The sequence below is a fragment of the Sphingomonas sp. SORGH_AS_0879 genome (genome assembly GCF_030819175.1).
In the GTDB taxonomy this organism is placed as follows: Bacteria; Pseudomonadota; Alphaproteobacteria; order Sphingomonadales; family Sphingomonadaceae; genus Sphingomonas.
On record NZ_JAUTBJ010000002.1, the window covers coordinates 2,843,122 to 2,870,000 of the forward strand.

A 26,879-nucleotide genomic window follows, 5' to 3' on the forward strand; every position below is an offset into this window, starting at 1 on the left:
GCCGGTTCACACAGCAGGGGCGAGCGTCCGCGCCACCGCATCGCGCCATCCCGCCACCAAGGGCGCGCGCGCCTGCTCGGTCATTGCGGGCTCGAAACATCGCTCGCGCGACCAGAGCCGCTCCAATTCGCCCAGCCCCGACCACAGCCCGATCGCCAGCCCGGCGTGAAAGGCCGCCCCACGCGCGGTCGTCTCCAGATCGGCGGGGCGCTCCACCGGCGTGTCGATCATGTTGGCGAGGAAACCGCAGAGCCAGTCGTTCGCGGCCATCCCGCCATCGACGCGCAGGATCGCGGGGCCCTCGCCCGCATCGGCCTTCATCGCCGCGACCAGGTCCATCGTCTGATAAGCGACGGACTCCAGCGCCGCACGCGCCAGATGCGCCGCGCTGGCCCCCAGCGTCAGGCCATAGATCGCACCGCGCGCATCCGGCTGCCAATAGGGCGCTCCCATGCCGACGAATGCGGGGACCATATAGACGCCGTGGCTGTCGGGCACCTGGGTCGCCAGATCGTCGGTCTGGCTGGCATGGGTGATGACGCCCAGCCCGTCGCGCAGCCACTTCACCGCCGCGCCCGCGACGAAGATCGATCCCTCCAGCGCATAGGTCGTCACGCCGTTCAGCCGATAGGCGGGCGTGGTCAGCAGCCGGTGGCGCGAGGCGACCGCCGTCTCGCCCGTATTGAGCAGCAGGAAACAGCCGGTGCCGTAGGTGGACTTGGCCATGCCATGCCGGAAACAGGCCTGTCCGAACAACGCCGCCTGCTGATCCCCCGCCATCCCCGCAATCGGGATCGCCGCATCCAGCAGGTCGGGCACGGTGGTGCCATGGACATGCGCATTGTCATGGACCTGCGGCAGCATCGCCATGGGCACGCGCAACAGGCGGCAGAGGTCTGCGTCCCATTCGCCGCGATGAATGTCGAACAGCATCGTCCGGCTGGCATTGGTCGCGTCGGTCGCGTGCACCGCCCCGCCGGTCAGCCGCCAGAGCAGGAAGCTGTCGATCGTCCCAAAGGCCAGTTCGCCCCGCTCCGCTCGTTCGCGCGCGCCATCGACATGGTCGAGCAGCCAGGCGAGCTTGGTCGCGGAGAAATAGGGATCGATCAGCAACCCGGTCCGCTCGCGCACCAGTTCCTCCGCCCCATCGGCCTTGAGGGTCTGGCAAAGAGCGGTGCCGCGCCGATCCTGCCAGACGATCGCCCGGTGGATCGGCGCGCCCGTGGCCCGGTCCCAGACCAGGACCGTCTCCCGCTGGTTGGTGATGCCGATCGCGGCTATCCCGGCGGCCCCGACGCCGCTTTCGGCGATGGCCCGGCGCGCGGTGGCGAGCACGTCGCGCCATATGTCCTCCGGGTCATGCTCGACCCAGCCGCGTTCGGGATAATGCTGCGCGAATTCGGTCTGGGCGATGGCGACGCGACGTGCCGTGCGGTCGAAGACGATGCTGCGGGTGGAGGTCGTCCCCTGATCGATAACCAGAATATGCGACGCCATCGCTGACCCCTCCTGTCGTTTTCGCTTATGCCCGGCATGGTGTAGCCTTGCCGCCGTAAAGGATAGGGACAGGCGGCATGGCGGACCAGAGCGAAGAGACGGTCGATCTGCTGATCGTCGGCGGCGGGATCAACGGGTCCGGGATCGCCCGCGATGCCGCCGGGCGCGGCCTGTCCGTCCTGCTGGTCGAGCAGGAGGATCTGGCCAGCCACACCTCCTCCGCCTCGACCAAGCTGATCCATGGCGGGCTGCGCTATCTGGAATATGGTGAGTTCCGCCTGGTGCGAGAGGCGCTGATCGAGCGCGAAAGGCTGTTGGCGATCGCCCCGCACATCATCTGGCCGCTGTCCTTCGTCCTGCCGCAGAACCGCTCGCCGCGCCCTGCCTGGATGGTCCGCCTGGGGCTGTTCCTCTACGATCATCTGGGCGGCCGGGTTCGTCTGCCGGGAACACGGACGATCCGGCTCGACCGGTCGCCGCTGGGCACCGGACTTTCCGCGCGGACCGGCAAGGCGTTCGTCTATTCGGACTGCTGGGTCGAGGACAGCCGCCTGGTCGTCCTCAACGCGCTCGACGCGGCGGAGCATGGCGCAAGGATCGAGACCCGAACCCGCCTGATCGAGGCACGGCGAGAGGGTGGCGGCTGGATCGCGACGATCGAGGGAGAAGGCGGCCTCCGCACGGTTCGGGCCCGCATCCTGGTCAACGCATCGGGCCCCTGGGTCGTCGATGTGATCGGGCGGACGCACGGTACGCGAAGGGATCGCGGCGTGCGGCTGGTCAAAGGCAGCCATATCGTCGTGCCGCGCCTCTATGACGGCGAACATGCCTTCATGCTCCAGAATGACGATCGGCGGATCGTCTTCGCCATCCCCTATGAGGGCCGCTTCACGCTGGTCGGCACCACCGACCAGCCCTGGACCGAGGCTCCGGCCAAGGCATCGATCAGCGCGGGCGAAACCACCTATCTGCTCGACACCATCAACCGCTATTTCACCGTGAAGACCGGCGAGGCGGACATCGTGTGGAGCTATGCCGGTATCCGCCCGCTCTACGACGATCACGCCGCCGACGCCTCGGCCGTGACGCGCGACTATGTCCTCGACCTCGATATCGGTCCGGCGGGTGAGGATCATGCGCCGATGCTCAACATATTCGGCGGCAAGATCACTACCTATCGCAAGCTGGCCGAACATGCGCTGTCCGAACTCGCCCCCTTCCTGCGCCAAGCGGGCGGCGACTGGACGGCGGGGGCGGCCCTGCCCGGCGGCGACATGGCGGATGCGGATTTCGAGCATTTCCTCAGTGAGCTACAGGCTAAATGTCCCGTCCTGCCGCCCGGCCTTTTGCGACGGCTGGCGCGCGCCTATGGGACGCGGGTCGCCGACCTGCTGGGTACGGCGCAGACCGTGGCGGACCTGGGGCCCGATCTGGGCGGCGGCCTATATGGCGCAGAAGTCGATTATCTGGTCCGCGTCGAATGGGCGCGGACGGCGGAGGACATTCTCTATCGCCGAAGCAAGCTGGGCCTGCATGTTCCACATGGCACGGTCGAGTGCCTGACGGAGTATCTCACCGCCGGATAGGCTCGCTCTGTCCGACGCAAATGCTTGACCGATATGCGTCGACGCCGCCAATAATGGTCGTGATGGACAATACACCCACGACGCAGGACCGCCTCTACCGGGAACTGGCCCGCACGCTGATCGCCGAACTGGTCGAAGGCCGCTATCCGGTCGGGACGCGCATGCCCGCCGAGCGCGAGCTGGCGGCGCGCTTCGACGTCAGCCGTCCGGTCATCCGGGAAGCGCTGATCGCGTTGGAGGTACAGGGTTTTATCGAAGTCCGCATCGGTTCCGGCGCGCATGTCGTCGCCCTGCCCGGCCAAGGCGAAACCCCCGATTTTGACGTGTCCGCCATGGAAGTCGCCGAGGCGCGCCTGTTGTTCGAACCCGAATCGGCAGCACTCGCCGCGTCGCAGATCACCGATGCCGAACTGGACGAACTTGCCGCGCTGGTCGACGCGATCGAGAAGGAGAATAACGAGGTCGGTGGCGCTTTTCGGGCCGACCGCGCCTTCCACACGCTGATCGCGCGGGTCACCCGGAACAGCGCCATTCTGGAAACGATCGACCGGCTGTGGGAACAGCGGGAACGATCGGCGGAAAGCGCTTTGCTCGATGCCAAGGTGCGCGCCATCGACGTGCGTCCCATCGTCGAGCATCACGCCGCCATTCTGGAAGCGCTGCGGGCGCGGAACTCGCTGGCCGCGCGTGCTGCGATGCAACGGCATCTGACGGCGGCGCTCGAAGGCCTGCTGATCGCCAGCGAAGCCCGCGCGGTCGCCGAAGTGAGACAGGCGCTCGCGGCGAAGCGCGATCGAACCGCGCATCTGAAAATCTGATCCGCCGGCTTGACCGAAGCCGAAGGACACGCACCCTCCATCGATCCGGCTTGTTGGGGCGAGCGGGTGTCGCCCCATGGCGTGGCGATTCGCTCGCGACGTCGGACGCCCGCGAGCCGCCATATCGCCACGACGACGCGATCAGCCGCACAGCCCAATTGGCCGAACCAATAGTAGCAATACCAATTGAGACTCAGCATTGGTCGTGGTTCCGATAGGATGGCAAACAATTACGTGGGATGGGTCATCATCAGGACTTTCGGGCGTATAGCGCTACCATGAAAAAATCTTCACATTCATCATCCCATTGAACAAAAACGATAAAATCGGGGTGCGCATTGTCCCGACCAATTTTGTGGCGAAACCGATTGTCGCCCCGTTGACATGCATGACCATTCCATGTCACCGATAAGACCATAAGATAACAACACCGTGATGCAGGAAGAAACTTTCGGTCTTTCGACCGCGATCGGCGCACATGACCCATAGGTCGGGCGGCGGGCGCAGCGATGGACTTCGGAAGGGTTCCGCGTCCTGACGCAGCAGAAGTGACGGCCCATCCCGATCCGCGAACGCCACCGCGTTCCGGTCGATGACGGCCCCTGCCTGCCCGACGGTCACGCACGCCCTATCCACAAAAGTCTCGGGGAAGCCCGGCGCGATCTGCTTCGCGTCGGGATCAGAGGGAGGGAATGAGCATGACGATCTCACCGCGCAAGGACGTGTCGCGTCTCCGGCGCAAGCGGTTGCTTCAGACGACGGCGTTTACGGCGGCCTGGATGGCCTCGGCGATGATCGCGACGCCAGCCCTGGCGCAGACTGCCGCCGCCACGACCGCCGCCACCGTTACCGCCGATACCGGACAGGCGACGCCGCAGGTCGATACGGCGGGCGACGCCAGCCAGAGCGAGATTACCGTCACCGGCTATCGCCAGAGCATCGCCTCCGCGCTGGCCGCCAAGCGCAACGACATCCGCATCACCGACGGCATCTCGTCGGAGGATATCGGCAAGTTTCCCGCCCAGAACGTGACCGAGGCGATCCAGCGGATCGCGGGTGTCCAGATGTCCAACATCAACGGGCGCGGCTCGACGATCAGCATCCGTGGCCTGGGCCCGCAATATGCGCGCACCACGATCAACGGCCAGACCTTCGCCAGCGCCGACTTCAAGGACGGCTTCCGCTACGACATCATCCAGACCGATCTGGCGAGCGCGATCCAAGTCATCAAGTCGCCGACCGCCGACATGGACACGGGCGGCCTGGCGGGCACCGTCAACATCGATACGGTCAAGCCGCTCGCCTATAAGGGCCCCAGCTTCATCGCGGGGGTGAAGGCCTATCATTCCGACTATCGCGGCGGCGTCACGCCCAAGGTCAATGCCGCCTATATCAAGCGCTTCGCCAACGACACGATCGGCGTCATGCTGGATGTCGGCTATCAGAAGCTGAAGGATCGCGGCGACTATCTGTTCATCAAGAACTGGTATCAGCCGGGCGCGGTGGCGGGCGCCCCCGATGCGCAGGTGCCCGGCAATCTCCGCTACCGCCGGATCGACCGCGATACCGAGCAACTGATGGGCAGCGGCGCGATCCAGTGGAAGCCGCAGGACAATTTCGAGGTCCTGCTGCAAGGTGAATATTCGCGTGACCACACCCGTTACGATACGCGCCAGATGGTCTTCGGCCGCTGGGCGGCCTCGGCGGTGACGGTCAACAGCACCGCCAACGGCGTCGCCGACAAGATTTCGATCAGCAACTTCAACGTCGACAACAACGACCAGCCCGAACTGCGCAAACTCCAGACCCAGGCCTATACCGGCACCGTCAACTGGAGCCCGACCGATACCACGCATATCAAGGCGATCGGCCATTATACCCAGGGTGACGCCAAGCTGTACGAATGGGCGACGATCGACGAGGTCCGCTTCGCGAACGGCGGCACGCTCGACATTTCCGATCCGTTCAACGTCAAGTGGAACACCGCCAGCCTGACCGACGGATCGATCTACAATATGGCGAACCGCACCTGGTACGCCTTTGTCGACGGCGCGACGCATATCCAGTCGGCGCGTGACCGCGCGATCCAGACCGACCTGACCCAGGATCTCGACTTCCACGGGATCAAGGCGCTGGTCTTCGGCGCGAAATATCACCATGAGAGCTTCGACACCAAGGCCTATCGCCACGACCGCGACGCCGATGTCAGCGATCCCGTGACCTATCCCGAATTCGCCTGGATTCCCGACCTGTCGAAGACCGGCGTGCTGGTGAACGACTTCCTGGGCGGATCGATGGCGATCCCGGGCAGCTTCCTGTCGGTCAATGCGCCGCTGTGGCAGCAGATCCTGCGCGACAAGGGGATCAGTGTGCCCGACACGCCCGACTGGCCCAACACCTATCGCGTCGACCGTTACATTCCGGCGGTCTATGCGATGGCGAATATCGACGGCACGCTCTTCAACCTGCCGGTGCGCGGCAATGTCGGCGTCCGCTACGAGCACACCCACCAGAACGTCACCAGCAGCCTGACCAACGGCACCGACAGCAACGCGACGCTGCTCGGCCAGCAGCATGTCGTGCAGGATTATGGCAACGTCCTGCCCAGCGCCAGCTTCGCACTGGACCTGACGCCGCGCCTGGTCGCCCGCATCGCCGCCGCCAAGGTGCTGGTCCGCCCGCTGCTCAACAGCCAGACGCAGATGGCCGACACCATCACCCGCGTCACCACCAGCCTGCGCCCCAGCGTCTCCGTCGCGCAAGGCGAGAGCCGCCTGAAGCCGCTGACCGCCAACCAGTTGGATCTCAGCCTGGAATTCTACCACGGCAAGGGCAATTCGATCAGCGTCGCGGGCTTCTACAAGGCGGTGAAGAACGGCACCTTCACGCAATTCTACTGCCCCGGCTCGTTCGACGGGGTGGCGCTGAACGGCGTGGTCAGCGATTGCCAGTCGGCGGACCTGAAGACCGATTACAGCTTCAGCCGGGTGCTCAACGACGACCGGGTCATCCATATCAAGGGCGTGGAATTCTCGGCCTCGCAGAATTTCGATGCCATCCTGCCGGTCAAGGGCTTCGGCGCGGTCGGCAACGTCACCGTGGTCGATACCGATGCCAGCGCGATCGGCACCGGCTTCAACCTGCGCGACCTGTCCAAGCTGACCTGGAACCTGACGCCCTATTGGGAAAACGAGATGTTCAGCGTGCGGCTGTCGGTCAATCACCGCAGCTCCTATGTCCAGGACGCGGCGTCGAGCTTCTTCGTCAATGGCGGCCTGACCCATGTGGTCCGTCCGCGCACCCAGATGGACCTGGCGCTGGGCTTCAATCCACTGAGCTATCTCAGCTTCACGGCGGGCATCATCAACCTCAACAACACCCATGAGGATGCCTATCAGACCAATGCCGACACCTTCCAGTTGGCCAGCCGGACGGGTCGCACCTTCTACCTCTCGGCCTCGACGAGGTTCTGACCTCCCCACTGAAGGGCGGACCGCCGTGCGGGCCGGTCCGCCCTTCCCTTTTCGACATTTGCCGGGGACAATGCTGTCCGTGATGACCTCTTCCAAAGCGCTGGGCCTGATCGGCACCCTGTTTCTCACCGCGTCCGTCGCCCATGCGCAGGCGGATGGCGGTCAGGCCGCCCGGGCGGCGCTGCAAAGGCTGGGCGTGCCGGAACGGCAGGTGGCGGTGACGATCCAGTCCTCCCCTACCCCCCGTTACCGGGTGCGGGTGGATCATGATCGCCTGACCGTCCAGGCCTCCTCGCCTGTGGCCGCCATACGCGGGGTCGCCGCGACCTTGCAGGCGGAGGGGCGGCTGTCGATCAGTTGGGAGGGCCGGCGCGTCGGCCCGATGACCGGGCTGGCCGCGCGGGACAGCGGCTGGGTCTCCTCGCCCTTCGGCTTTCGCGCCTATCTGAACACCTGCACCTATGGCTATACCACGCCCTGGTGGGGCTGGCCCCGCTGGGTGCGGGAGATCGATGACATGGCGGTGCACGGCGTCGACATGCCGCTCGCCATGGAGGGGCAGGATTATGTCTGGCGCAAGCTATGGCGCGAACAGGGCCTGAGCGAAGCGCAGATCGCGCGGCATTTCTCCGGTCCCGCCTTCCTGCCGTGGCAGCGCATGGGCAATATCGAGGGGTATCGGGCGCCCCTGCCGACCGGGTGGATCGACAAGAAGCACGACCTGCAAAAGCATATCCTCGCCCGGATGCGCGATCTGGGCATGACCCCGATCCTGCCCGCCTTCGCCGGTTACGTGCCCAAGGCCTTTGCCGAGGCGCATCCGAAAGCACGCATCTACAAGATGCGGTCCTGGGAGGGGTTCGAGGGGACCTATTGGCTCGACCCGTCCGATCCGCTCTTCGCGCCGCTCGCCCGGCGGTTCCTGGAACTCTACACCGCCGAGTACGGGCCGGGGCGATATTATCTGGCCGATGCCTTCAACGAGATGGTGCCGCCGATTGCCGAGGACGGCAGTGATACCGCCCATGCCTCTTACGGCGATGCGACCGCCAACACCCCCGCACTCGACGCCGCGACCAAGGCGGCGGCACTGCCCCGCGAGGTTCGCGACGCCCGGCTGGCCGCCTATGGCCAGCGTCTTTATGCCGCGATCGCCGCCGCCGCGCCGGGGGCGACCTGGGTCATGCAGGGCTGGCTGTTCGGCGCGGACAAGAAATTCTGGACGCCCGACGCCATCGCCGCTTTCCTCAAAGACGTGCCCGACGAGAAGATGCTGATCCTCGACATCGGCAATGACCGCTATCCCGGCATCTGGAAAACCACCAAGGGCTTCGACGGCAAGAATTGGGTCTATGGCTATGTCCATAATTATGGCGGCAGCAACCCGGTCTATGGCGCGCCCGATTTCTACCGCCGCGACGTGGCGGCGCTGTTCACCGACCCGGCGCGCGGGAATGTGCGCGGGTTCGGCATGTTCCCGGAAGGGCTGCACAGCAACAGCCTGGTCTATGACTATGCCTATGACGTCGCATGGCCGGGCGGCGACATGGCGCTTGGCCCCTGGCTGAGCCGTTACGCCGCCGCGCGCTATGGCCGCAGCGACCCGGCGATGGTCGCGGCGTGGCAGGATGTGGTCGCGGGCGCCTATGACGTGCGCTACTGGACCCCGCGCTGGTGGAACGAACGGGCGGGCGCGTACCTCTTCTTCAAGCGCCCCGCCGCCGACGCACCGACCTATCCCGCCGAACCGGGCGACCGCGCGAAACTGCGTGCCGGGATCGAGGCGATGCTGAAACTCGCGCCCGCTTATAGTCAGAGCCCACTCTACCGCTACGATCTGGTCGACCTGACCCGCCATGCCGCCAGCCTGTCGCTGGACGACAGCGTCAAGGCCGCCGTCGCCGCCTATCAAAAGGGAGACGTCGCCGCCGGGGACCGGGCGACGGTGCGGATCAAGGCGCTGGCACTCGCCATCGACCATCTGATCGGCGGGCAACAGGAAAGCCTGGCCAGTTGGATCGCCGATGCGCGAGCCTATGGCGACACCCCTGCTGAAAAGACTGCCTATGAACAGAACGCCAAGGCGCAGGTGACGATCTGGGGCGGGCGCGGCCATCTGGGCGATTATGCGTCCAAGGCCTGGACGGGCATGTATGCGCACTATTACCTGCCGCGCTGGACCCGCTATCTGACCGAGGCCCGCGCCGCCGCCCTGGCCAGGCGGCCCGTCGACGATGCCGCCTTCACCGCGAAGCTGCTCGACTGGGAAAAGGCGTGGGTCGCCGATCCCCGCCCCTATAAGGCCAGCGCGCCTGCCGATCCGGTGGCCGAAGCCCGCGCCCTGATGACGGAGACCGACCGGTGACGACGACCATGCCCAAGCCGGAGCGCTTCGCCTCGCTCGACATGTTTCGCGGCGCGACCATCTTCCTGATGATCGTCGTCAACACGGCGGGCGCGGGCGGCGCCTTCACCCAGTTGCAGCATGCGCCATGGTTCGGTTTCACACTGGCCGACCTGATCTTTCCGACCTTCCTGTTCGCGGTCGGCAACGCGATGAGCTTCGCGCTCACCCGCCCGATGCCGGAGCACGTCTTCCTGCGCCGGGTGTCTAAGCGGGCCGCGCTGATCTTCCTGCTCGGCGTGCTGATGTACTGGTTTCCCTTCGTCACCCATCAGGCGGACGGAAGCTGGGTCGCCAAGCCCTTCGCCGACACGCGCCTGACGGGCGTGCTGCAACGCATCGCGCTTTGCTATCTGCTGGGGTCGCTCTGCGCGCGCTATCTGCGGCCGAGCCATTTGCTGTGGGTCGCGATCGGGCTCGTCCTCGCGCACTGGGCGATCCTGGTCAGGCTCAGCCCGGCGGGCGAGGCGTTCGGGCGATACCGGAACGCGGGCACCTTGTTCGATCTGTGGCTGATCGGCCCGGCGCATCTCTATACCAAGGATCACGGCTTCGATCCCGAGGGACTGCTCGGTACCCTGCCCGCCACCGCCAATGTGATCGCGGGCTATCTGACCGGCCTCGCCATCCAGCGTTGGGGCAAGCACATGGCCACGGTCGGGCGGCTGGCGGCGATCGGGGCGGGGCTGGTCATCGTCGCGCTGCTGCTGTCGCCCGTGCTGCCGATCGGCAAGAAGCTGTGGACCGGGTCGTTCGTCGCGCTGACGGTCGGGATCGACCTGATCCTGCTGGGCGTGGCGCTATGGCTGGTCGAGGTGCGCGGCGTCCGTTTCGGGCGCTCCTTCCTGCAGATGCTGGGGCGCAATCCGCTGGCCATCTATCTCTTCTCCGAACTGCTGGTCGTCGCGCTGGAACTGATCCATGTCCGGCCCGATACGGGCCTGTACACCTGGGTCGGCGAGACGGTGTTTCAGGGATTCACGACGGGGCCGGTCGGGTCGCTGCTCTGCGCGCTCGCCTATACGTTGATCTGCTGCGCATTCGGCTGGGCGCTCGACCGGCGCGGGATCATCCTCAAGGTCTGAACGACCGGCGGGCGGAACGGACCAGGAAGAAGGTTCGCTCCCCCCGTGCCGGCCCCTCGCCCGTTTCACGACCGGCGGAGGATCAAATCGACCAGCAGGACTTTATCGTCGGCGAGGGACCGTCGAACGAGAGGCAAAGCCGATGAATGCCGCAGATGTCTTCACGAAACTGGACGTCGAACTCAAACCCGATCCCTCGCGCACGGTGCTTCGGCCGTTCAGCTTCGGCTATCCGGCCGCCTTCGATCGCAAACCGACCCGTGCGCAGGATGTGGCGCGGCGCGTCATGGCGCTGGACGCGGAGACGCGCGACCGGATGCTGGAACTGCTGCAAGCCGCGATGGAGAAAAGGCATCGCAACGTCGACGGCGTCTTTCTCCGCCGCTTCGACGAGGTGAAGGACGATCTGGGCGATATCGCCATCGGGGAAAAGCGCGACCGGCTGCTGCTCGGCGCCTATTTCAGCCAGGAATATGCGTTCGAATCCGCCGCCCTGTTCAACCCCAGCATCGTGACCGTGCCCGACCAGAACCCCGATGACGACGATATCCGCTTCCTCCTGTCGCTGCGCGGCGTCGGTGAGGGGCATATCTCCTCGGTCACCTTTCGCACCGGCAGTTGGGATGGCGGCACCGGCCTCGTCGTCGATCCGCCGAGCCCGCAAGGCGTGCCGCCCCGGATCGAGAGCAAAGAGGGCGGCTGGGTCCGGATGCTCGCCGACGACAGCGCGGACGTGTCCGAGACGGTGATCTTCCCCATCCTGCCCAGCCAGCGCCAGGGTGTCGAGGATTTGCGGCTGGTGCGTTTCACCGACCATGACGGGGTGGAAAGCCTGATCGGCACCTATACGGCATTCGACGGCAATATCGCCCGTTCGGAGATGTTGCGCGGGATCAACCAGCAGCGCTTCGAAATGCGCGCCCTGGCCGGGGCCTTGGCGGAATATAAGGGCATGGCGCTGTTCCCCCGCCGGATCGGCGACCGCTTCGCGATGATCGGGCGGCAGGACAATGTGAACCTGTGGCTGCTCTATTCCGACGACCTGCACATATGGGACGAAGGGATGCGCATCATGGGTCCCAAATATCCGTGGGAGTTCGTGCAGATCGGCAATTGCGGCTCACCGATCGAGATCGATGAGGGCTGGCTGGTCTTCACCCACGGCGTCGGCATGATCCGGGGCTATTGCGTCGGTGCCTGCCTGCTCGACAAGGACAACCCGGCCAAGGTGCTGGGCCGGACCCACTCGCCCCTGCTCTTACCCTCCGCCGAGCAGCGGGGCGGCTATGTCCCCAACGTCACCTATAGCTGCGGCGCGCTGCTCCACAAACGTCGCATCCTGCTGCCCTATGCGATCGGGGACCAATATACCGCCTTCGCGACCGGCAGCGTCGACGACCTGTTGTCGGTCATGGAGTGAATCCCCCACCCCTTTCGGCGGACGATCCGGCGGATCGCGCATAGTCCCGGAATCGGTCATCTGGGCCCCGGTCGTTGCGACCGAACCGGGTCCAAGCCCTTGCGCATCCGGCTTTCAGCGGCGACAAGGCGGCCATTCGTCGCAAATGCGGTTTACGGCATAGGACGAGAGGCCAAGAGGCTCCGGGGTTTCACGTTGGACACCGCATCGTCCGAAATCCGCACGCCCGTTCATCATCTGCTGAAGACCAAGCCATCAACCATAAGGGGCCGATATGAAGCTGGAATATTCACGACCCGGATCGCACGGCAACTTCGGCGACGATCTGAACGAGTGGTTCTGGGACGAGGTGGCGCCGGGTCTGCTCGACGATGACGATTCGACGATCCTGCTGGGCATGGGCACGATATTCAGCCGCTGGTTCACCGACCAGTTGCCCGCCGACAGCCAGAAGATCGTGATCGGCAGCGGCGGCGGCAAGGCCGGCGGTCCGCCTCATCTCGATGACAAGTGGCATATCTATGGCGTCCGGGGGCCGCTGACCGCCGCCTATTCGGGGCTGGGCCAGGAAACCGTCCTGACCGACCCGGCGATGCTGCTGCGCGACTTTCCCGAATTCTCCGATCTGGGGCCCCGGCGGGGCATCGGCTTCATGCCGCATATCTGGAGCCTGGATCACTGGGACTGGGAAAAGACGACCAGGGAGCTCGGACTGGAGTTCATCAATCCGCGCGACGAGGCGAAGGGAACGGTGCGGCGCATCGGCCGCCTGGAGGGCCTGATTACCGAGGCCATGCACGGTGCGATCGTCGCCGACGCATTCCGCACGCCCTGGATCGCGGTGGGGATCGCACCCGGCTTCGAAACCTCCAAATGGTGCGATTGGGCGGCGTCGCTGGGCATGGCGATGACGTTCCATTCGGTGCGCGACGTCTATGCGCCGAAACGCTCCACCTCGCTCCGCATCATCAAGGGCGCGATCAAGGAAGGCCTGCACCGTGTCGGCATCAAGGCGGGCAAGCGGGCCCGTCCCCGCAGCGGGGAATGGGATGTGGCGGACATGAAGGGCCGACTGCGCTCGCTCATCGAACAGAAGCCGTACCAGTTGAGCGACGAAGCCAAGCTGGACGCCGCACTCGAACGGACCAGGCAGGCGATCGCCCGGCTGAGGCAGGATGCGGCGTCGGGCAAGTTCGCCCGGAAATAGGATCGACCGGTTCCCGCAGGTGCGGCCATGGCCGCACTTGCGGATGGGAATCGGCTATCCCCGCCCGTCCAGCCGATGGTCGGGTCCTGCGGGATAGGCCACGCGAAACCCGATATGCGATGTCGGCAGGTCACGCTCCTGCGCCTGATAGGCGGCGGGTCGGAAATTGGCGCAATAGTTCATCGCGCACAGATAGCTCCCGCCCTTGACCAGCCCGACCTGCCCGTCGCCCGCCACCCATTCCCAGACATTGCCGACCATGTCGTACACCCCCAGGTCGTTCGCCTCGAAACAGCCGACCGGCGCGATCCCCGCATAGCCGTCATCACCGGTGTCGCGGATCGGAAACACCCCTTCCCAGACATTGGCGCGGGGTTTGCCGTGGTCGAAGGCCCATTCGACCGGATCGCGAGCGGCGTTCTGGTTGCCGCGCGCCGCCCGCTCCCATTGCTCGGTACTGGGCAGCGCACCTCCCGCCCAGCGCGCATAGGCGGCGGCATCGTCGCGGTCGACATGGACGACCGGCTCGTCCGCCCGCCCCGTCAGGTCGCTACCCGGCCCCTTAGGATGCCGCCAGTCCGCTCCCTTGGTCCAGCGCCACCAGCGCGACGCATCGTCGAGCGACACCGGCTGGGTCGGCGCGACGAACAGCGCCGAGGCCCCTTCCCGCTCGGCGCGGGTGCGATGGCCGGTCGCCGCGACGAAGGCCGCGAACTGGCGGTTGGTCACCTCATGCGCATCGATGCGGAACGCCGCGACATGCACTGCCCGTCCCGGCCGATCCGTGCCATCCTCCCCCAGCAGCACCGTGCCCGCCGCAACGGTCACGATCCCATCCCGCGCGATGCAGCGCCGCACCGGCTCGGCCGCCCGCGCGCCCAGCGTCACGCTGGCCGCCAGACCCAGTAGCAGCGCCGCCGCGATCCTCATGGCCGCGCCGCCGGTGCGGGTGCCTGCGCATCGGCGGGGAGCGGCACCACGCCCTTCGCCCGGGCATAGCGTTCATACGCGCCGACCAGATCGGCGAGCCGCCGGGGTTCGGCGGCGGCGAGGTCCTTGGTTTCGCCGGGATCGGTCGCCACGTTGAACAATTGCCATCGCCCGGTGCTGACCCCGCCGCGCGTATAATTGTTGGTCGGGGCGGGCAGGAAGACGACCTTCCAGTCGCCCTTGCGCAGCGCCCGGCGGAAGAACAGCTCGTAACCCAGCGTCTCGTCGGCGGAACGCACGCCGTTCGCGTTGGCGGCAAGAACGGGGCGCAGGCTATGCCCTTCATGCCGCAGGATCGCATGGCCCGCGAAGGTGCCGGGCTGGCGAAGCCCCGCATAGTCGAGCAACGTCGGCGCGACGTCGCGCACGTCCAGATTGGCATTGGCGATCCGCCCGCCGCCCTTCACCCCGCGCCCGGCGGCGAAGGCGCTGACGCGGATTCCTCCTTCGGTCGTATAGCCCTTGACCAGCCAGGACGGCACCGAGTTGGCCTGGGCCCAACCGGGGCCATAGCCGACATAGCTGGTCGGCTTGCCGATATTGTCCAGGCTGTTGTCGATGCCCAGCGCCTCGGCGGGCGGTAGCGCCGCATCGGGCGAGCCGACCTTGAACCGGGGACTGGGTGCCTTGATCTCGTTGCCCTCCGGGCCGTTGTCGGCGAAGAACAGGATGACCGTGTTGTCGAGCCGCCCTTGCGCCTTCAACGCGGCGATGACGCGACCGACATTCTGGTCCATCCGGTCGACCATCGCGGCATAGACCTCCATCTTGCGCGCCTCGACCGCGCGCTCCTCGGGACTCAGCGACGCCCAGGGACGAGCCAATTCGACCGAATGCGCCACCGCATCGGCGGGGACCAGACCCAGCGCCTTTTGCCGCTCGAGCCGCTCGGCCCGCAGCGCTTCATAGCCCGCATCGTACCGCCCCTTATATTTGGCGATCGTCTCCGCCGGAGCCTGTAGCGGCCAATGCGGAGTGGTGAAGGGCAGATAGGCGAAGAAGGGCCTTTTGTCCCCCGCCTTGGCCGAGGCGTCCAGATAGCCGATCAGGCGGTCGGCGAAATAATCCGCCGAATAGGCACCCTTGGGCAAGGCCGCAGGCTTGCCGTCGTCGCGGTAGGTGGGAGCGAGCCCGGCCTTGGTCCAGGCCTCGTTCTGGTCCGCGCCGAAATGGTTGGACAGGCCCTGGAGCAGCGCGAAGCTATGCTCGAACCCACGCGCGGCGGGCTCGCGGTCGGGGGTCAGGCCCAGATGCCATTTGCCCGCCATCAGCGTGGCATAGCCGCCCGCGCGCAGCAATTCGGCGATAGAGGCGACGCGGTCGTTCAGATACCCCTCATAACCCGGTTGCCCGCGCGTCGCCGGGCCCAGCAACTCCGCCATGGTGCCCAACCCCGCCTCGTGATTGTCGACCCCGCTCATCAGCATCGATCGGGTCGGCGAGCAGGTCGGCGCGGTGTGGAAGCCGGTGAAGCGCACGCCCGAGAGCGCCAGCGCATCCAGATTGGGGGTCGCGATCTCGCCCCCGAACGCACCCAGATCGGACCAGCCGAGATCGTCCGCGACGATGACCAGGAAGTTGGGCGCGTCCCTGGGCGCCTGTTGCGGAGCCGCCTCCGCCGGACTGCCGGGCACCGGCTCCGCCAGAAGCGGCGTGGCCAGGATCAAGGCCGGGAGGGCAACTGCCAGGAATTTTCCGCCGATCATAGTCTTCCCCTTTCGGGCCGCTCACGCGGCTGCACGCCTGGCATAGCCAGCACCGGCCGGGGGACAATGAACATTCTCTACTACTCCGATAGGAATTACTTCGTTCGCTTCGGACAACGACATTCATAGCCCTATGCGGGCGGCGCCTGCCGCGCTCCCCGCCACCGTCCGAGGACTTGCTGATGCCGATACCGAACGCTCCTGGCCGCCGTGCAGCCCTGCTGGCGGGCGCGATGATCCTGACGACACCCGCGCTGGCGCAGCAGGCGCTGGTCGCGCCCGGCACGATCGATGAACCGGGTTCGGTCGCCGAGCCGGTGGCCCAGTCCGACGACATCCTGGTCACCGCACGCCGTCGGACCGAGAAGAGCCAGGACGTGCCGATCGCGATCAACGCCTTCGGATCGGCGCAGATCGAATCCACCCGCACCTTCAACCTGCGCGACCTTCAGCAACTGACCCCCAGCCTGGTCGTCACCAACACCAATCCACGCAACACCAGCATCAACATTCGCGGCCTGGGCAACAATGTCGCGGTCTATAATGACGGGCTGGAACCGGCGGTCGGCGTCTATCTGGACGGAGTGTATCTGGCGCGCCCCGGCCAGACGGTGTTCGACCTCGCCGATCTGGAGCGTATCGAGGTGCTGCGCGGGCCGCAGGGCACGCTGTTCGGCAAGAACACCTCGGCGGGCGCCGTGGTCGTGACGACGAAGCAGCCGACCTTCGACTGGCAGGCGGGCGGCGATGCCAGCCTGGGCAATTATGATTTCCGACAGCTTCACGCCTATGTCTCGGGGCCGTTGACCGACACGCTGGCGACGCGGCTGTTCGTGTCGAAGACCGACCGCGACGGCTTCACCCGGAATCGCTTCGACGGACGCTATGGGCAGGACTTCCACGACCTCAACCTGCGCGGCCAGTTGCTCTACAAGCCGACCGATATTCTCAGCTTGCGGATCATCGGCGATTGGGGGCGGCAGAACAGCTTCACGGCGGGCAATATCCTGCTCGGAGCGATCCGGAGTTACGACAATGGCACCCTGTTCCCGAACAACTATTACGACCGCGCCGCCCGATTGGGATACAGCCCCGTCGCCGCCGATCCCGCGCTTCGAACGACCGACACCGACGCCAACCCGCGCTACCGGATGAACCAGCACGGGGTGAACGTCACCACCGATTGGGATATCGGCCCCGCCACGCTGACCTCGGTCACCGCCTATCGCGCGTGGAACTGGTATCCGCACAATGACGGCGACGGCACCAGCATCGATGCGGGGGCGGACTTCCACCAGAGCAACGAGCAGCGCCAGGTCAGCCAGGAACTGCGCATCGCCTCCAACGGGAACCGCCGTGTCGATTATGTCGCCGGGCTCTATTATCTCTACCAATCGATCGAGGCGGAGGCGGTCAATCGCTATGGCAGCCGCGCCGCCGACTGGTTCCTGCCGCCGACCACCAATGCGGCGGTCGGCGCGGCGGCGCTGAACGGCTATAACGTCGTCAGCCATTCGCGGCCCGTCACCGACAGCTATGCCGCCTTCGCCCAGACCATCTGGCACATCACCGACGCGGTCGATCTGACCACCGGCCTTCGTTACACCTATGAAACCAAGTCCGGCTATTTCGACCAGACGGCGACGGGCGCGTCGCTCGCCGGACTGACGGCGGCGCAGCAGGCCGCGGCACAGACCATCCGTTCCCGCTACGGCGTCACCAATTATTACGAAGCCCGGACCGAGGCGGGTCGGCTGTCGGGGCAGGCGACCCTGTCGTGGAAGGTCGCCGCGCCGATCCTGGCCTATGCCACCTATGCCCGGGGCAACAAGTTCGGCGGCCTGAACCTCGCCAACATCACCACCACCGGCCAGTTCGCCGCCAACCCCGTGATCCGTCCCGAGACGATCGACAGCTATGAGGTCGGGGCCAAGACCACATGGGCGGACGGACGCATCACGGCGAATATCGCGGCCTTCTGGACCGATGTGAAGGATTACCAGACCACCATCATCGACGTGGAGCGGAACGGCGTCAGCTTCTTCACCAATGCCGCCAAGGTCCGCACGCGCGGGATCGAGGCCGATGTCCGCGCGACGCCGACCCGCTGGCTGACGCTGTACGGATCGGGCACCTATGACGATGCGCGCTACATCTCCTACGCCAACGCCCCCTGCCCCATAGAGATCACCGGGCAGACGCTGTGCGACCTGAGCGGACAGCGCCTGCCCGGCGTCTCGCGCTGGGCCGCCTCCGCCGGTGGAGAGGTTCGCACGCCGCTGGGCATGAATTTCGGTCATGAGGCGGAGCTTTATGCCGGGTCGGACTATAGCTATCGCTCGGGTAGCAACAGCACCGCCAGCCTCAGCCGCTATTCCGATATTCCGGGCTATGATCTGCTCAACCTGCGGTTCGGCATCCGGTCGCTGGACGGTCGCTATGACATTCAGTTCTGGGGCCGGAACGTGACGGACTCGACCTATTATCTGTCGCTGGCGGCCAACAACACGGGGGCGATTTCGGGGACGCTGGGCGATCCCCGGACCTATGGCCTGACGCTGCGGACCAAATGGTAAGGGCACCCGCCGACCGGCGGCCTTCCCGACATCTGATCACACTATGCCGAGAATGCGCTGCAACGCCGCCTGGAAATGATGGGTGAGCGCAGCCGCCGCCGCCGCCGGATCGCGCGCAAGGCACGCCTCCAGCACGTCCAGATGCTCGCGGATGGTACGGATCATGCGCGGCGGCGTTGCAGTCAGGTCGAGCCGGATTACCGCGACATAGTCTTTCAGCCGCCGCGCCGTCGTCTCGATCATCGGGTTGGGCAAGGATGCGATGATGCTGCCGTGAAAACGCTGCTCCAGCGACTCCATCTCCTCCGCCGTGCTCTCCACCGACGCGCCGTCTTGCAGCCGTTCGAGCAGCGTGCGGTGGTCCGCGATCAGCTGGACGATCTCGCCCGTCTCGGCGGTCTCGGCATAGGTGCGCGCCGCCGACCGCTCGATGATCGAGCGGAACTGATAGGTGGAGCGCGCCAGCTCCAGATCGGCCTTCAGGAACTCGATGCCCGATCGGGCATGGATCTTAAAAATGCCCTCGGTCTCCAGCACGCGCAGCGCATCGCGCAGCGGCTGGACGGGCAGGTTGAACAACTGCATCAACCCAGCCCCAGCCGATGTCGATCCCGTCATAGGGCGCATCGGACACGTCGTTATGCGTGACGACCGTCCCCGCCGCATAGGTGACCAGGATCGCGGCCTGTTCCTTGTAATCCTGCGACACGGTTTCGATGCGATTGTCGGCGATGACGACATTGCGCACGCCCATTTCGGGGCGGGGCGGATGATGTGCGTCGGGCAGGATGCTGCCGACCATGATCGCGCCGCGCGCCAACTGGCCGAAGCGGCTGCGGCGCACCTCGCCCCCCGCCGCGCCATATCCGACGCCGCTGTCATTGGCCTCCGGATTGTTGCCGATACCCAGCGCCACCTGCCCCAGCTGGGTGAACTCGGCGCGGTCGAAGGTCACGCACACCGCCGCCGCGACCTGAACGGCGGCAATTGCTGGGCCGCCGCGTCCAAGGGCATGGACAGCAGCAGGAGCCCGGCTCCGGCGAAACGCGATGTCATGGGGTATCTCCTGCCGAAGGTTCGTGAAAAGGCTGCGCCTGGCCTGCGATCGACGTCATCTCAGCGGACCGACCGGATCGGCAGGACGAGGAAGGAGCCGACCAGCACGAAGACGCCCGACACCACGAACAACACGGTATAGTTGTTGCCCGTCGAGGAGAGCAGCGCAGCGGCCATCACCGGGCTGAGGATCTGGGGCACATTGACGGCGGTGGTCAGGATGCCCAGGTCCTTGCCGGTCGCATCCTCCGCGCCCGGCTTGTGCTTGGGCAGCACCTGCGTCATCAGCGCCAGGTCGACCGACATGAACGCGCCATATCCCAGGCCGATCAGCACCGCATAGGCAAACATGCCCTGTGCCGTGGGCACGATCAGCGGCATGGCCACCGCCGCCGCCATGACGAGACTGGCGAGGAAGACCAGCGGCTTTCGCCGTCCCAGTCGATCGGACAGCACGCCCGAGCCCAGCCCCGAGACGACCAGTGCGACGAAGGTGATGATGGACATGCTGGCGATCATCCGGTTCGCGCTCGCCTGGCTCATCGCGATATGGTCCTGCAGGATATAGAGCAGATAGGTCAGGATCGCCTGATAGCCCATATAGATGGCGAACCGGCCGAGGAACGCCCAGGCGAAGTGGGGATGCTCGCGCGGGGAAATCCAGAAGCCTGTCAGGAACGTCCCCAGCTTCAGCGGCGTGGCGGGCGGCAGGACGACACGCGGTTCCGGATTGATCACCACGAACGCCAGGCACACGACGATGATCGCCGTGCCGACGATGCCGTAGGCCAGCGGAATCCGGCTCGCCAGCATCCCTGCGAAGAAGGTGCCGAACGACACCCCCGCCGTCATCGCGCCGCCGACGACGCCCGATGCGAGTCCCCGTTCCTCGGGCGGAAAGCGGTCGGCCACCAATGTCGTGATCACGGGCTGCATCGAATTGAGGGTGACGACCGACACCAGCCAGATCGCGGTGATTCCCACTAGCCCGCCGCCATAAGGCGTCAGGATGATCGCCACCCCACCGATGGTCGCGCCGATGACGATCCAGGGCGTGCGCCGCCCGAAACGGCTGCGCGTCCGGTCCGACAGCGCCCCCGCGATCGGCGTCGTCAAGGTACTGAAGACCGAGGTGATGGCATGGATGATGCCCAGCGTCTTCGCCTTGCCCGCCGGATCGATATTCTGGATCTGGTTGGGCAGCAGCACGCCCAGACAGGATGCGTACAGGGTGAGCAGCGTGAAGAACACGACGCCCAGCGACACCAGCAGCACCCATTTGCGGAGACCCGTCGCGAAAGGCGTCCGCCCCGCCGCGTCGTCGGTCGCCGCCGCGACCACGGCGGCGGGCTCGTCGAGCGACGGGGTCAGCCCGAAATCGTCGCGCGGGATCGGGTCCTCGATCCAGTAGATGCGGTGCCCCGCCCGCTCGAACAGGGCGAGCGCGGCGCGGGTCTCGGCGGCGGTCCAGGCCTCGTTGGCGTCGATCATCACCGGCCGCCCGTCATCCCCGGTCGCCTTTTCAACAGGTCGAGTCGGTGCAGGTCCCGTTCGATCTCCGAATGGCCGACCTTGATCTTATACCCCCAATAGCCCGCCTGTGCGGCCCGGCCGAACAGCTCCGTGAAATCATGATCGGACAGATGAAAGTCGAGGCCGCTGGCATAGACCGGAACCGAGACGCGCTGCGCCCCCAACAATTTCCAGAGCGGCAGGCCGCTGCTTTGCGCGAACAGGTCCCATACCGCATGCTGGATCGCCTCCTCGAACGGCACGAGCATCCTGCGCACATTGCCGCCGCGTGATCGCCCGACGCGCAAAGCCAGGGCCCCGGCCTCCTGCCCCTCCAGCATGGGAAAGACCTCCTGTTCGAAGGCCCAGGCGATGGTCGCTTCCGGCAGCAGCGGCTGGAACAACACCTGCACGAAGCCTAGGCCCACGCGCCCCGCCTCGTCGATCAGTCCGAGTGCGACGATATTGGCCTGGGTCGCGCCGACCTGTGAATCCCCGACCTTGCGATCGCGTCGGAACTGAAGCCTGGTCACGCGGTAGTCCGCGATACTGTTCCCCGTCGCCAGCATCGCTCTGCCGGGCACGCTATTCGCGCAGACCACACCGACCGCCGTACAGGATAGTACGGACCCGCAACGCGACGACGACGCGTCGACCGATGCGCCCAGCAGCGGCGACATCATCGTCACCGGCATCCGCGCCAGCCTGAAATCCTCCGCCGCGATCAAGCGCAATGCGTGGCAGATCGTCGATGCGGTGTCGGCGGAGGATGTCGGCAAGTTCCCCGACATCAACATAGCCGACTCGCTCCAGCGCGTGACCGGCGTCGCGATCGATCACAGCGGCGGCGAAGGCCAGTTCATCACCGTTCGCGGCCTGGGCCAGCAGTTCAACACCGTGCTGGTCAACGGCCGCCTCATGGCCACCGACAATCCGGGCCGCGAATTCTCGTTCGACGTACCGTCGCCGAACATGATCCAGCGCACCGAGATCTAAAAGACCACCGTGCCGCAATTGCAGGAAGGCGGCATCGGCGCGAACGTCAACATCATCACCGCCAAGCCGCTGGACGGCAAGACGGGCACACACCTGACCCTGTCGGCGGGCGGCATGTATGACACGCTCGCCAAGAAGACGAGCCCGGACTTCTCCGGCACCGCAACTATACCTATGTCAGCGACACCGCGAAGCGCGCGGCCAATACCAACAGCGCCTGCGGCTATAACGGCCTGTCGCTGCACTCGGCCAATGGCAGCCTGTTCTACCAGAAATACGGCATCCAGGCGCGTGCCTCGTACAACTGGCGTTCGTCCTTCCTGCGTAGCTGCCTGAGCGACTATGGCAAGCCGGAAAACCGCCGTGCCTATGGCCAGTTGGACTTCAGCGCCTCCTACGACATCACGCCTGCGTTCCAGGTCTATGTCCAGGGGGTCAATCTGACCAACTTCTACATCTTCGACTATTCGGTCCTCGAAGAGCGGGTGAAGAACATCCAGAATTTCGGAACGCGCTTCAACTTCGGTGTCCGCGCCTCCTTCTGATCCCTCTTCCCGTTTCCCCCACTGGCCCGGTGTTCACGCACCGGGCCATTTTTCGTCCAGGCGTCGGTCATCGCGGGCGGAGTAGCTTGCCAAGGCGCGATCCTGGTCCAGCCGCAAGCACAGATCGGCCCGGTCGGGCATCTCCGCCCAGATATGGCGGGTCAGCCGCTCATAATGGCTGACGAAACGGGCCAGTTGGGCCTCGTTCATCACACCTGACGTGACCCCGGTCTTTCATCCAGCGGCAACCAGAGACCGACCGTGGTTTTCGCGCATAAGCGCAGGTGAAGCAACGGGCGGGGTTAACCCCGCCCGTTGCTGTTCGAGCCCGGCAGCGAAGGCTGCCGGAGTGGCGTAGCCGAGCGAGGAGTGCGGACGCTCGTTGTTGTAGTCGTCGACCCAGCGGGCCAGAATCGAGCGGGCCTGACCGATGGTGAAGAACAGCGTCTCGTTGAGCAGCTCGTCGCGCATGCGACCGTTAAAGCTCTCGACGAACCCGTTCTGCGTGGGCTTGCCCGGCGCGATGTAATGCCACTCGATGCGGGCATCGCCGGACCAGGCGAGCACCGCGTTCGACGTCAGTTCGGTCCCGTTGTCGCTGACGATCATCTTCGGCCTGCCACGCTCGGCGATCAGATCGGCCAGCTCGCGCACGACCCGCCGGCCCGAGATCGACGTGTCCACCACCGCCCGAAGGCATTCGCGCGTGACGTCATCGACGATGTTGAGCACGCGGAACCGACGGCCGGTCACGAGCTGGTCGTGGACGAAGTCCAGACTCCAGCGCTGGTTGGGAAGCGCCAGCACTGACGCGGGCGCACGGCTGCCTGTGGCGCGCCTTCGTCCCTTCCGGCGCCTGACCGTCAAACCCTCCTCACGATAGAGCCGCTGGGTCTTCTTGCGGTTGATCGTGATGCCGTCCCGGCGCAGCAGGATGTGCAGACGCCGATAGCCGAACCGTCGGCGTTGCTGCGCCAGCTCGCGCAGCCGCGACCGCAGGTCGCCATCATCCGCCCGGCACGAGCGATACCGCATGCTCGTGCGGTCTGCCCCAACGACCGTGCATGCCCGCCGCTCGCTCATCCCCAACGTCGCCTGGAGATGCGCGACCGCTTGCCGCTTCGCGGCGGGCGTCACCACTTTTTTGACAGCAGGTCTTTCAACCCCGCATTGTCCAGCATCGTGTCCGCCAGTAGCCGTTTGAGCCGGGCGTTCTCCTCTTCGAGCGACCGCAGGCGCTTTGCGTCGGACACCTCCAGGCCGCCGAACTTCGCCTTCCACGCATAGTAAGTCGCGCTCGACATCCCGTGCTTGCGGCACAGCTCCGTCACCACCGCACCCGCCTCGGCCTCCTTCAGGATGCCGATGATCTGCTCTTCCGAAAACTGCTTCCGCTTCATTCCGTCCGTCCCTTTAAGGAGACGGTCTCTACTTCCAGTTGGATGAAGAAACGGGGGTCACGTCAGCGTGAACGCGGGGAAGCCCGCGAGGTGGTGTGACCTGGCGAGCGTATGTGTGTGGTGGGATGGTTGCGGGGGCAGGATTTGAACCTGCGGCCTTCAGGTTATGAGCCTGACGAGCTACCGGGCTGCTCCACCCCGCGCCGAATTTGGGATACGGTGGAAATTGTGAATGGGTTTTTTTGTGTATACGCGGACTATAATGCCTGGCGGCGCCCTACTCTTCCACTGCTTGAGCAGTAGTACCATTGGCGCAGTCGGGTTTCACGGCCGAGTTCGGGATGGGATCGGGTGGGACACCGACGCTATGGCCACCAGGCAATAGAGTCCGCGAATACGTCCCCATCTGTTTGGATGGGGAGTTGGGTATAAAATCGATGCGTGCACTGGCTGTATTGATGACCGCACTCTCAGTCATCAGCCCAGGGCTGATGGTGGGGGTGTGGAGCTCTCAAGCGCGAATAGGACAATTAGTATCGGTTAGCTCCATGCGTTACCGCACTTCCACATCCGATCTATCAAGGTCGTGGTCTTCGACCGTCCTGAGAAATCTTATCTTGAGGGAGGCTTCCCGCTTAGATGCTTTCAGCGGTTATCCCGTCCGTACATAGCTACCCTGCTGCGCCGTTGGCACGACGACAGGTACACCAGAGGTACGTTCAACCCGGTCCTCTCGTACTAGGGTCAACTCCTCTCAAATTTCGACGCCCACGGCAGATAGGGACCAAACTGTCTCGCGACGTTCTGAACCCAGCTCACGTACCACTTTAATTGGCGAACAGCCAAACCCTTGGGACCTGCTCCAGCCCCAGGATGTGATGAGCCGACATCGAGGTGCCAAACAACCCCGTCGATATGAGCTCTTGGGGGTTATCAGCCTGTTATCCCCGGCGTACCTTTTATCCGTTGAGCGATGGCCCTTCCACGAGGGACCACCGGATCACTATGACCGACTTTCGTCTCTGCTCGACTTGTCAGTCTCGCAGTCAGGCTGGCTTATGCCATTGCACTCTAACAGCCGGTTTCCAACCGGCCTGAGCCAACCTTCGCGCGCCTCCGTTACTCTTTAGGAGGCGACCGCCCCAGTCAAACTACCCGCCACAGAGGGTCCCTGTACCGGTTTCACGGTACGAGGTTAGACATTAAACAACAACAGGGTGGTATTTCACCTATGGCTCCACATCGGCTGGCGCCAATGCTTCAAAGCCTCCCACCTATGCTACACAGTTCTTGTCCAATGCCACTCTGAAGCTGCAGTAAAGGTGCACGGGGTCTTTCCGTCTAACCGCGGGTACTCCGCATCTTCACGGAGAATTCAATTTCGCTGAGCATGTCCTGGAGACAGTGGGGAAGTCGTTACGCCATTCGTGCAGGTCGGAACTTACCCGACAAGGAATTTCGCTACCTTAGGACCGTTATAGTTACGGCCGCCGTTTACCTGGGCTTCATTTCAGAGCTTGCACTCCTCCACTTAACCTTCAGGCACCGGGCAGGCGTCAGGCCCTATACGTCGTCTTGAAGCCGACTTAGCAGAGCCCTGTGTTTTTGCTAAACAGTCGCTACCCCCTGGCCTGTGCCCCCCATGAGAGCTTGCGCTTACATGGGGCCTCCTTCTTCCGAAGGTACGGAGGCAATTTGCCGAGTTCCTTCAGGACACTTCTCTCAAGCGCCTTGGTATACTCTACCTGACCACCTGTGTCGGTTTCGGGTACGGTCTATACGGTGGGGCTATTTCCCGGGACCTCTTCGAGGCACGTCCAATCCGATAAGGACGTACAACACACGAGATCCGTCACACACCACCAGGCCCACGAATATTAACGTGGTTCCCATCGACTACCCCCTTCGGGCTCGTCTTAGGGGCCGGCTCACCCTGCGCGGATTAGCCTTGCGCAGGAACCCTTGGTCTTTCGGCGAGAGGGCATCTCACCCTCTTTATCGCTACTCATGTCTGCATTCGCACTTCCGATACCTCCACGACCCATTACCAGATCGCTTCGCAGGCTTACGGAACGCTCCGCTACCGCGTGCACAAAGTGCACACCCTAAGCTTCGGTGCGTGTCTTGAGCCCCGTTACATCTTCGCCGCAGAAACCCTTGTTTAGACCAGTGAGCTGTTACGCTTTCTTTAAAGGATGGCTGCTTCTAAGCCAACCTCCTGGTTGTTTTGGGATTTCCACATGCTTTCCCACTTAGACACGACTTGGGGACCTTAGCTGTAGGTCAGGGCTGTTTCCCTTTTGACGACGGACCTTAGCACCCGCCGTCTGTCTCCCGAGTATCACTCATAGGTATTCGGAGTTTGGTTAGTATTGGTAGATCTCGCGACCCCCGCAACCATCCAGTGCTCTACCCCCTATGGTGTCCGCTCGAGGCACTACCTCAATAGTTTTCGCGGAGAACCAGCTATTTCCCGGCTTGATTGGCCTTTCACCCCTAAGCACAACTCATCCGGTAACTTTTCAACGTTAATCGGTTCGGACCTCCAGTGCGTGTTACCGCACCTTCATCCTGGTCATGCATAGATCGCCGGGTTTCGGGTCTAATA

Annotated in this window: 19 protein-coding genes, 1 tRNA gene and 2 rRNA genes (1 of these 22 running past the window's edge); 10 read left to right on the forward strand and 12 right to left on the reverse strand. The window is 64.8% G+C overall.

All coding sequences use genetic code 11. The features are described 5' to 3' along the window. Positions 1-6: 6 nt before the first annotated feature. Positions 7-1,497 (reverse strand): glycerol kinase GlpK, encoded by a 1,491-nt coding sequence (gene glpK, locus QE379_RS13875; protein WP_307001329.1) that lies wholly within the window; start codon positions 1,495-1,497, stop codon positions 7-9. Positions 1,498-1,574: 77 nt separating this feature from the next. Between glpK and QE379_RS13880 the strand changes: the two genes are divergently transcribed. The 7 genes from QE379_RS13880 (at position 1,575) to QE379_RS13910 (ending at position 13,490) form a co-directional block, all read left to right on the forward strand. Continuing rightward, a complete protein-coding gene (locus QE379_RS13880; RefSeq protein WP_307001331.1) occupies positions 1,575-3,083 on the forward strand; it encodes a glycerol-3-phosphate dehydrogenase in 1,509 nt (502 codons plus the stop codon). A gap of 62 nt (positions 3,084-3,145) precedes the next feature. Next, the gene (locus QE379_RS13885) at positions 3,146-3,901 is read left to right on the forward strand and encodes a FadR/GntR family transcriptional regulator (protein WP_307001333.1); all 756 of its coding nucleotides are present in this window, start codon (positions 3,146-3,148) and stop codon (positions 3,899-3,901) included. A 698-nt stretch (positions 3,902-4,599) separates the two neighbouring features. Continuing rightward, positions 4,600-7,374 (forward strand): TonB-dependent receptor, encoded by a 2,775-nt coding sequence (locus QE379_RS13890; RefSeq protein WP_307001335.1) that lies wholly within the window; start codon positions 4,600-4,602, stop codon positions 7,372-7,374. Between the two features lie 82 nt (positions 7,375-7,456). Beyond that, on the forward strand, positions 7,457-9,739 hold the full coding sequence (locus QE379_RS13895) for an alpha-N-acetylglucosaminidase (RefSeq protein ID WP_307001337.1): 2,283 nt from the start codon (positions 7,457-7,459) through the stop codon (positions 9,737-9,739). Beyond that, the gene (locus QE379_RS13900; RefSeq protein ID WP_307001339.1) at positions 9,736-10,863 is read left to right on the forward strand and encodes an acyltransferase family protein; all 1,128 of its coding nucleotides are present in this window, start codon (positions 9,736-9,738) and stop codon (positions 10,861-10,863) included. The genes QE379_RS13895 and QE379_RS13900 overlap by 4 nt, the downstream gene beginning before the upstream one ends. 142 nt (positions 10,864-11,005) lie before the next feature. After that, on the forward strand, positions 11,006-12,283 hold the full coding sequence (locus QE379_RS13905; RefSeq protein WP_307001341.1) for a glycoside hydrolase family 130 protein: 1,278 nt from the start codon (positions 11,006-11,008) through the stop codon (positions 12,281-12,283). 274 nt (positions 12,284-12,557) lie between these two features. Continuing rightward, positions 12,558-13,490, forward strand: a complete 933-nt coding sequence (locus tag QE379_RS13910) for a hypothetical protein (RefSeq protein ID WP_307001343.1) — start codon at positions 12,558-12,560, stop codon at positions 13,488-13,490. 54 nt (positions 13,491-13,544) lie between these two features. Here the strand turns inward: QE379_RS13910 and QE379_RS13915 are convergent, their stop codons facing one another. Further along, complete coding sequence (locus QE379_RS13915; protein WP_307001345.1) at positions 13,545-14,420, reverse strand: SUMF1/EgtB/PvdO family nonheme iron enzyme; 876 nt, start codon at positions 14,418-14,420, stop codon at positions 13,545-13,547. Next, a complete protein-coding gene (locus QE379_RS13920; protein ID WP_307001347.1) occupies positions 14,417-16,186 on the reverse strand; it encodes an arylsulfatase in 1,770 nt (589 codons plus the stop codon). The genes QE379_RS13915 and QE379_RS13920 overlap by 4 nt, the downstream gene beginning before the upstream one ends. A 182-nt stretch (positions 16,187-16,368) precedes the next feature. Between QE379_RS13920 and QE379_RS13925 the strand changes: the two genes are divergently transcribed. Then, positions 16,369-18,762, forward strand: coding sequence for a TonB-dependent receptor (locus tag QE379_RS13925; RefSeq protein ID WP_307001349.1), 2,394 nt, complete (start codon positions 16,369-16,371; stop codon positions 18,760-18,762). Between the two features lie 36 nt (positions 18,763-18,798). Here the strand turns inward: QE379_RS13925 and QE379_RS13930 are convergent, their stop codons facing one another. The 4 genes from QE379_RS13930 to QE379_RS13945 form a co-directional block, all read right to left on the reverse strand. After that, entirely contained in the window at positions 18,799-19,347 is a 549-nt protein-coding gene (locus tag QE379_RS13930; RefSeq protein WP_307001351.1) for a GntR family transcriptional regulator, read from the reverse strand. After that, positions 19,274-19,717 carry a hypothetical protein gene (locus tag QE379_RS13935; protein ID WP_307001353.1) on the reverse strand — a complete coding sequence of 148 codons (444 nt, stop codon included), beginning with the start codon at positions 19,715-19,717 and terminating at the stop codon, positions 19,274-19,276. Before QE379_RS13935 ends, QE379_RS13930 begins: the two co-directional genes overlap by 74 nt. Positions 19,718-19,878: 161 nt before the next feature. After that, complete coding sequence (locus QE379_RS13940; RefSeq protein WP_307001356.1) at positions 19,879-21,309, reverse strand: MFS transporter; 1,431 nt, start codon at positions 21,307-21,309, stop codon at positions 19,879-19,881. Next, positions 21,309-22,109, reverse strand: a complete 801-nt coding sequence (locus QE379_RS13945) for a mandelate racemase/muconate lactonizing enzyme family protein (protein ID WP_307001359.1) — start codon at positions 22,107-22,109, stop codon at positions 21,309-21,311. The genes QE379_RS13940 and QE379_RS13945 overlap by 1 nt, the downstream gene beginning before the upstream one ends. Between QE379_RS13945 and QE379_RS13950 the strand changes: the two genes are divergently transcribed. Together QE379_RS13950 and QE379_RS19620 are read left to right on the forward strand one after the other, a co-directional pair. Then, a complete protein-coding gene (locus QE379_RS13950; RefSeq protein WP_307001361.1) occupies positions 22,087-22,326 on the forward strand; it encodes a TonB-dependent receptor plug domain-containing protein in 240 nt (79 codons plus the stop codon). The genes QE379_RS13945 and QE379_RS13950 overlap by 23 nt on opposite strands. A gap of 377 nt (positions 22,327-22,703) precedes the next feature. Next, positions 22,704-22,871: a hypothetical protein gene (locus QE379_RS19620; protein ID WP_341506995.1), complete on the forward strand. Its 168-nt coding sequence runs from the start codon at positions 22,704-22,706 to the stop codon at positions 22,869-22,871. 33 nt (positions 22,872-22,904) lie between these two features. Here the strand turns inward: QE379_RS19620 and QE379_RS13960 are convergent, their stop codons facing one another. From QE379_RS13960 to QE379_RS13980, 5 genes are all read right to left on the reverse strand, one after another. Continuing rightward, positions 22,905-23,081 carry a hypothetical protein gene (locus QE379_RS13960; protein WP_307001363.1) on the reverse strand — a complete coding sequence of 59 codons (177 nt, stop codon included), beginning with the start codon at positions 23,079-23,081 and terminating at the stop codon, positions 22,905-22,907. A 24-nt stretch (positions 23,082-23,105) separates the two neighbouring features. Continuing rightward, positions 23,106-24,271, reverse strand: a protein-coding gene (locus QE379_RS13965; protein WP_373461696.1) for an IS3 family transposase whose coding sequence is annotated in 2 segments (ribosomal slippage) — positions 23,106-24,010 and positions 24,010-24,271 — 1,167 coding nt in all. Because the reading frame shifts where the segments join, the coding sequence is not laid out codon by codon here. 126 nt (positions 24,272-24,397) lie between these two features. Next, positions 24,398-24,474 (reverse strand) — tRNA-Met (locus tag QE379_RS13970). Positions 24,475-24,535: 61 nt separating this feature from the next. After that, a 5S ribosomal RNA gene (gene rrf / locus QE379_RS13975) occupies positions 24,536-24,650 on the reverse strand. Between the two features lie 131 nt (positions 24,651-24,781). Next, positions 24,782-26,879: ribosomal RNA gene (locus QE379_RS13980) — 23S ribosomal RNA — on the reverse strand; it runs 724 nt beyond the window's last position.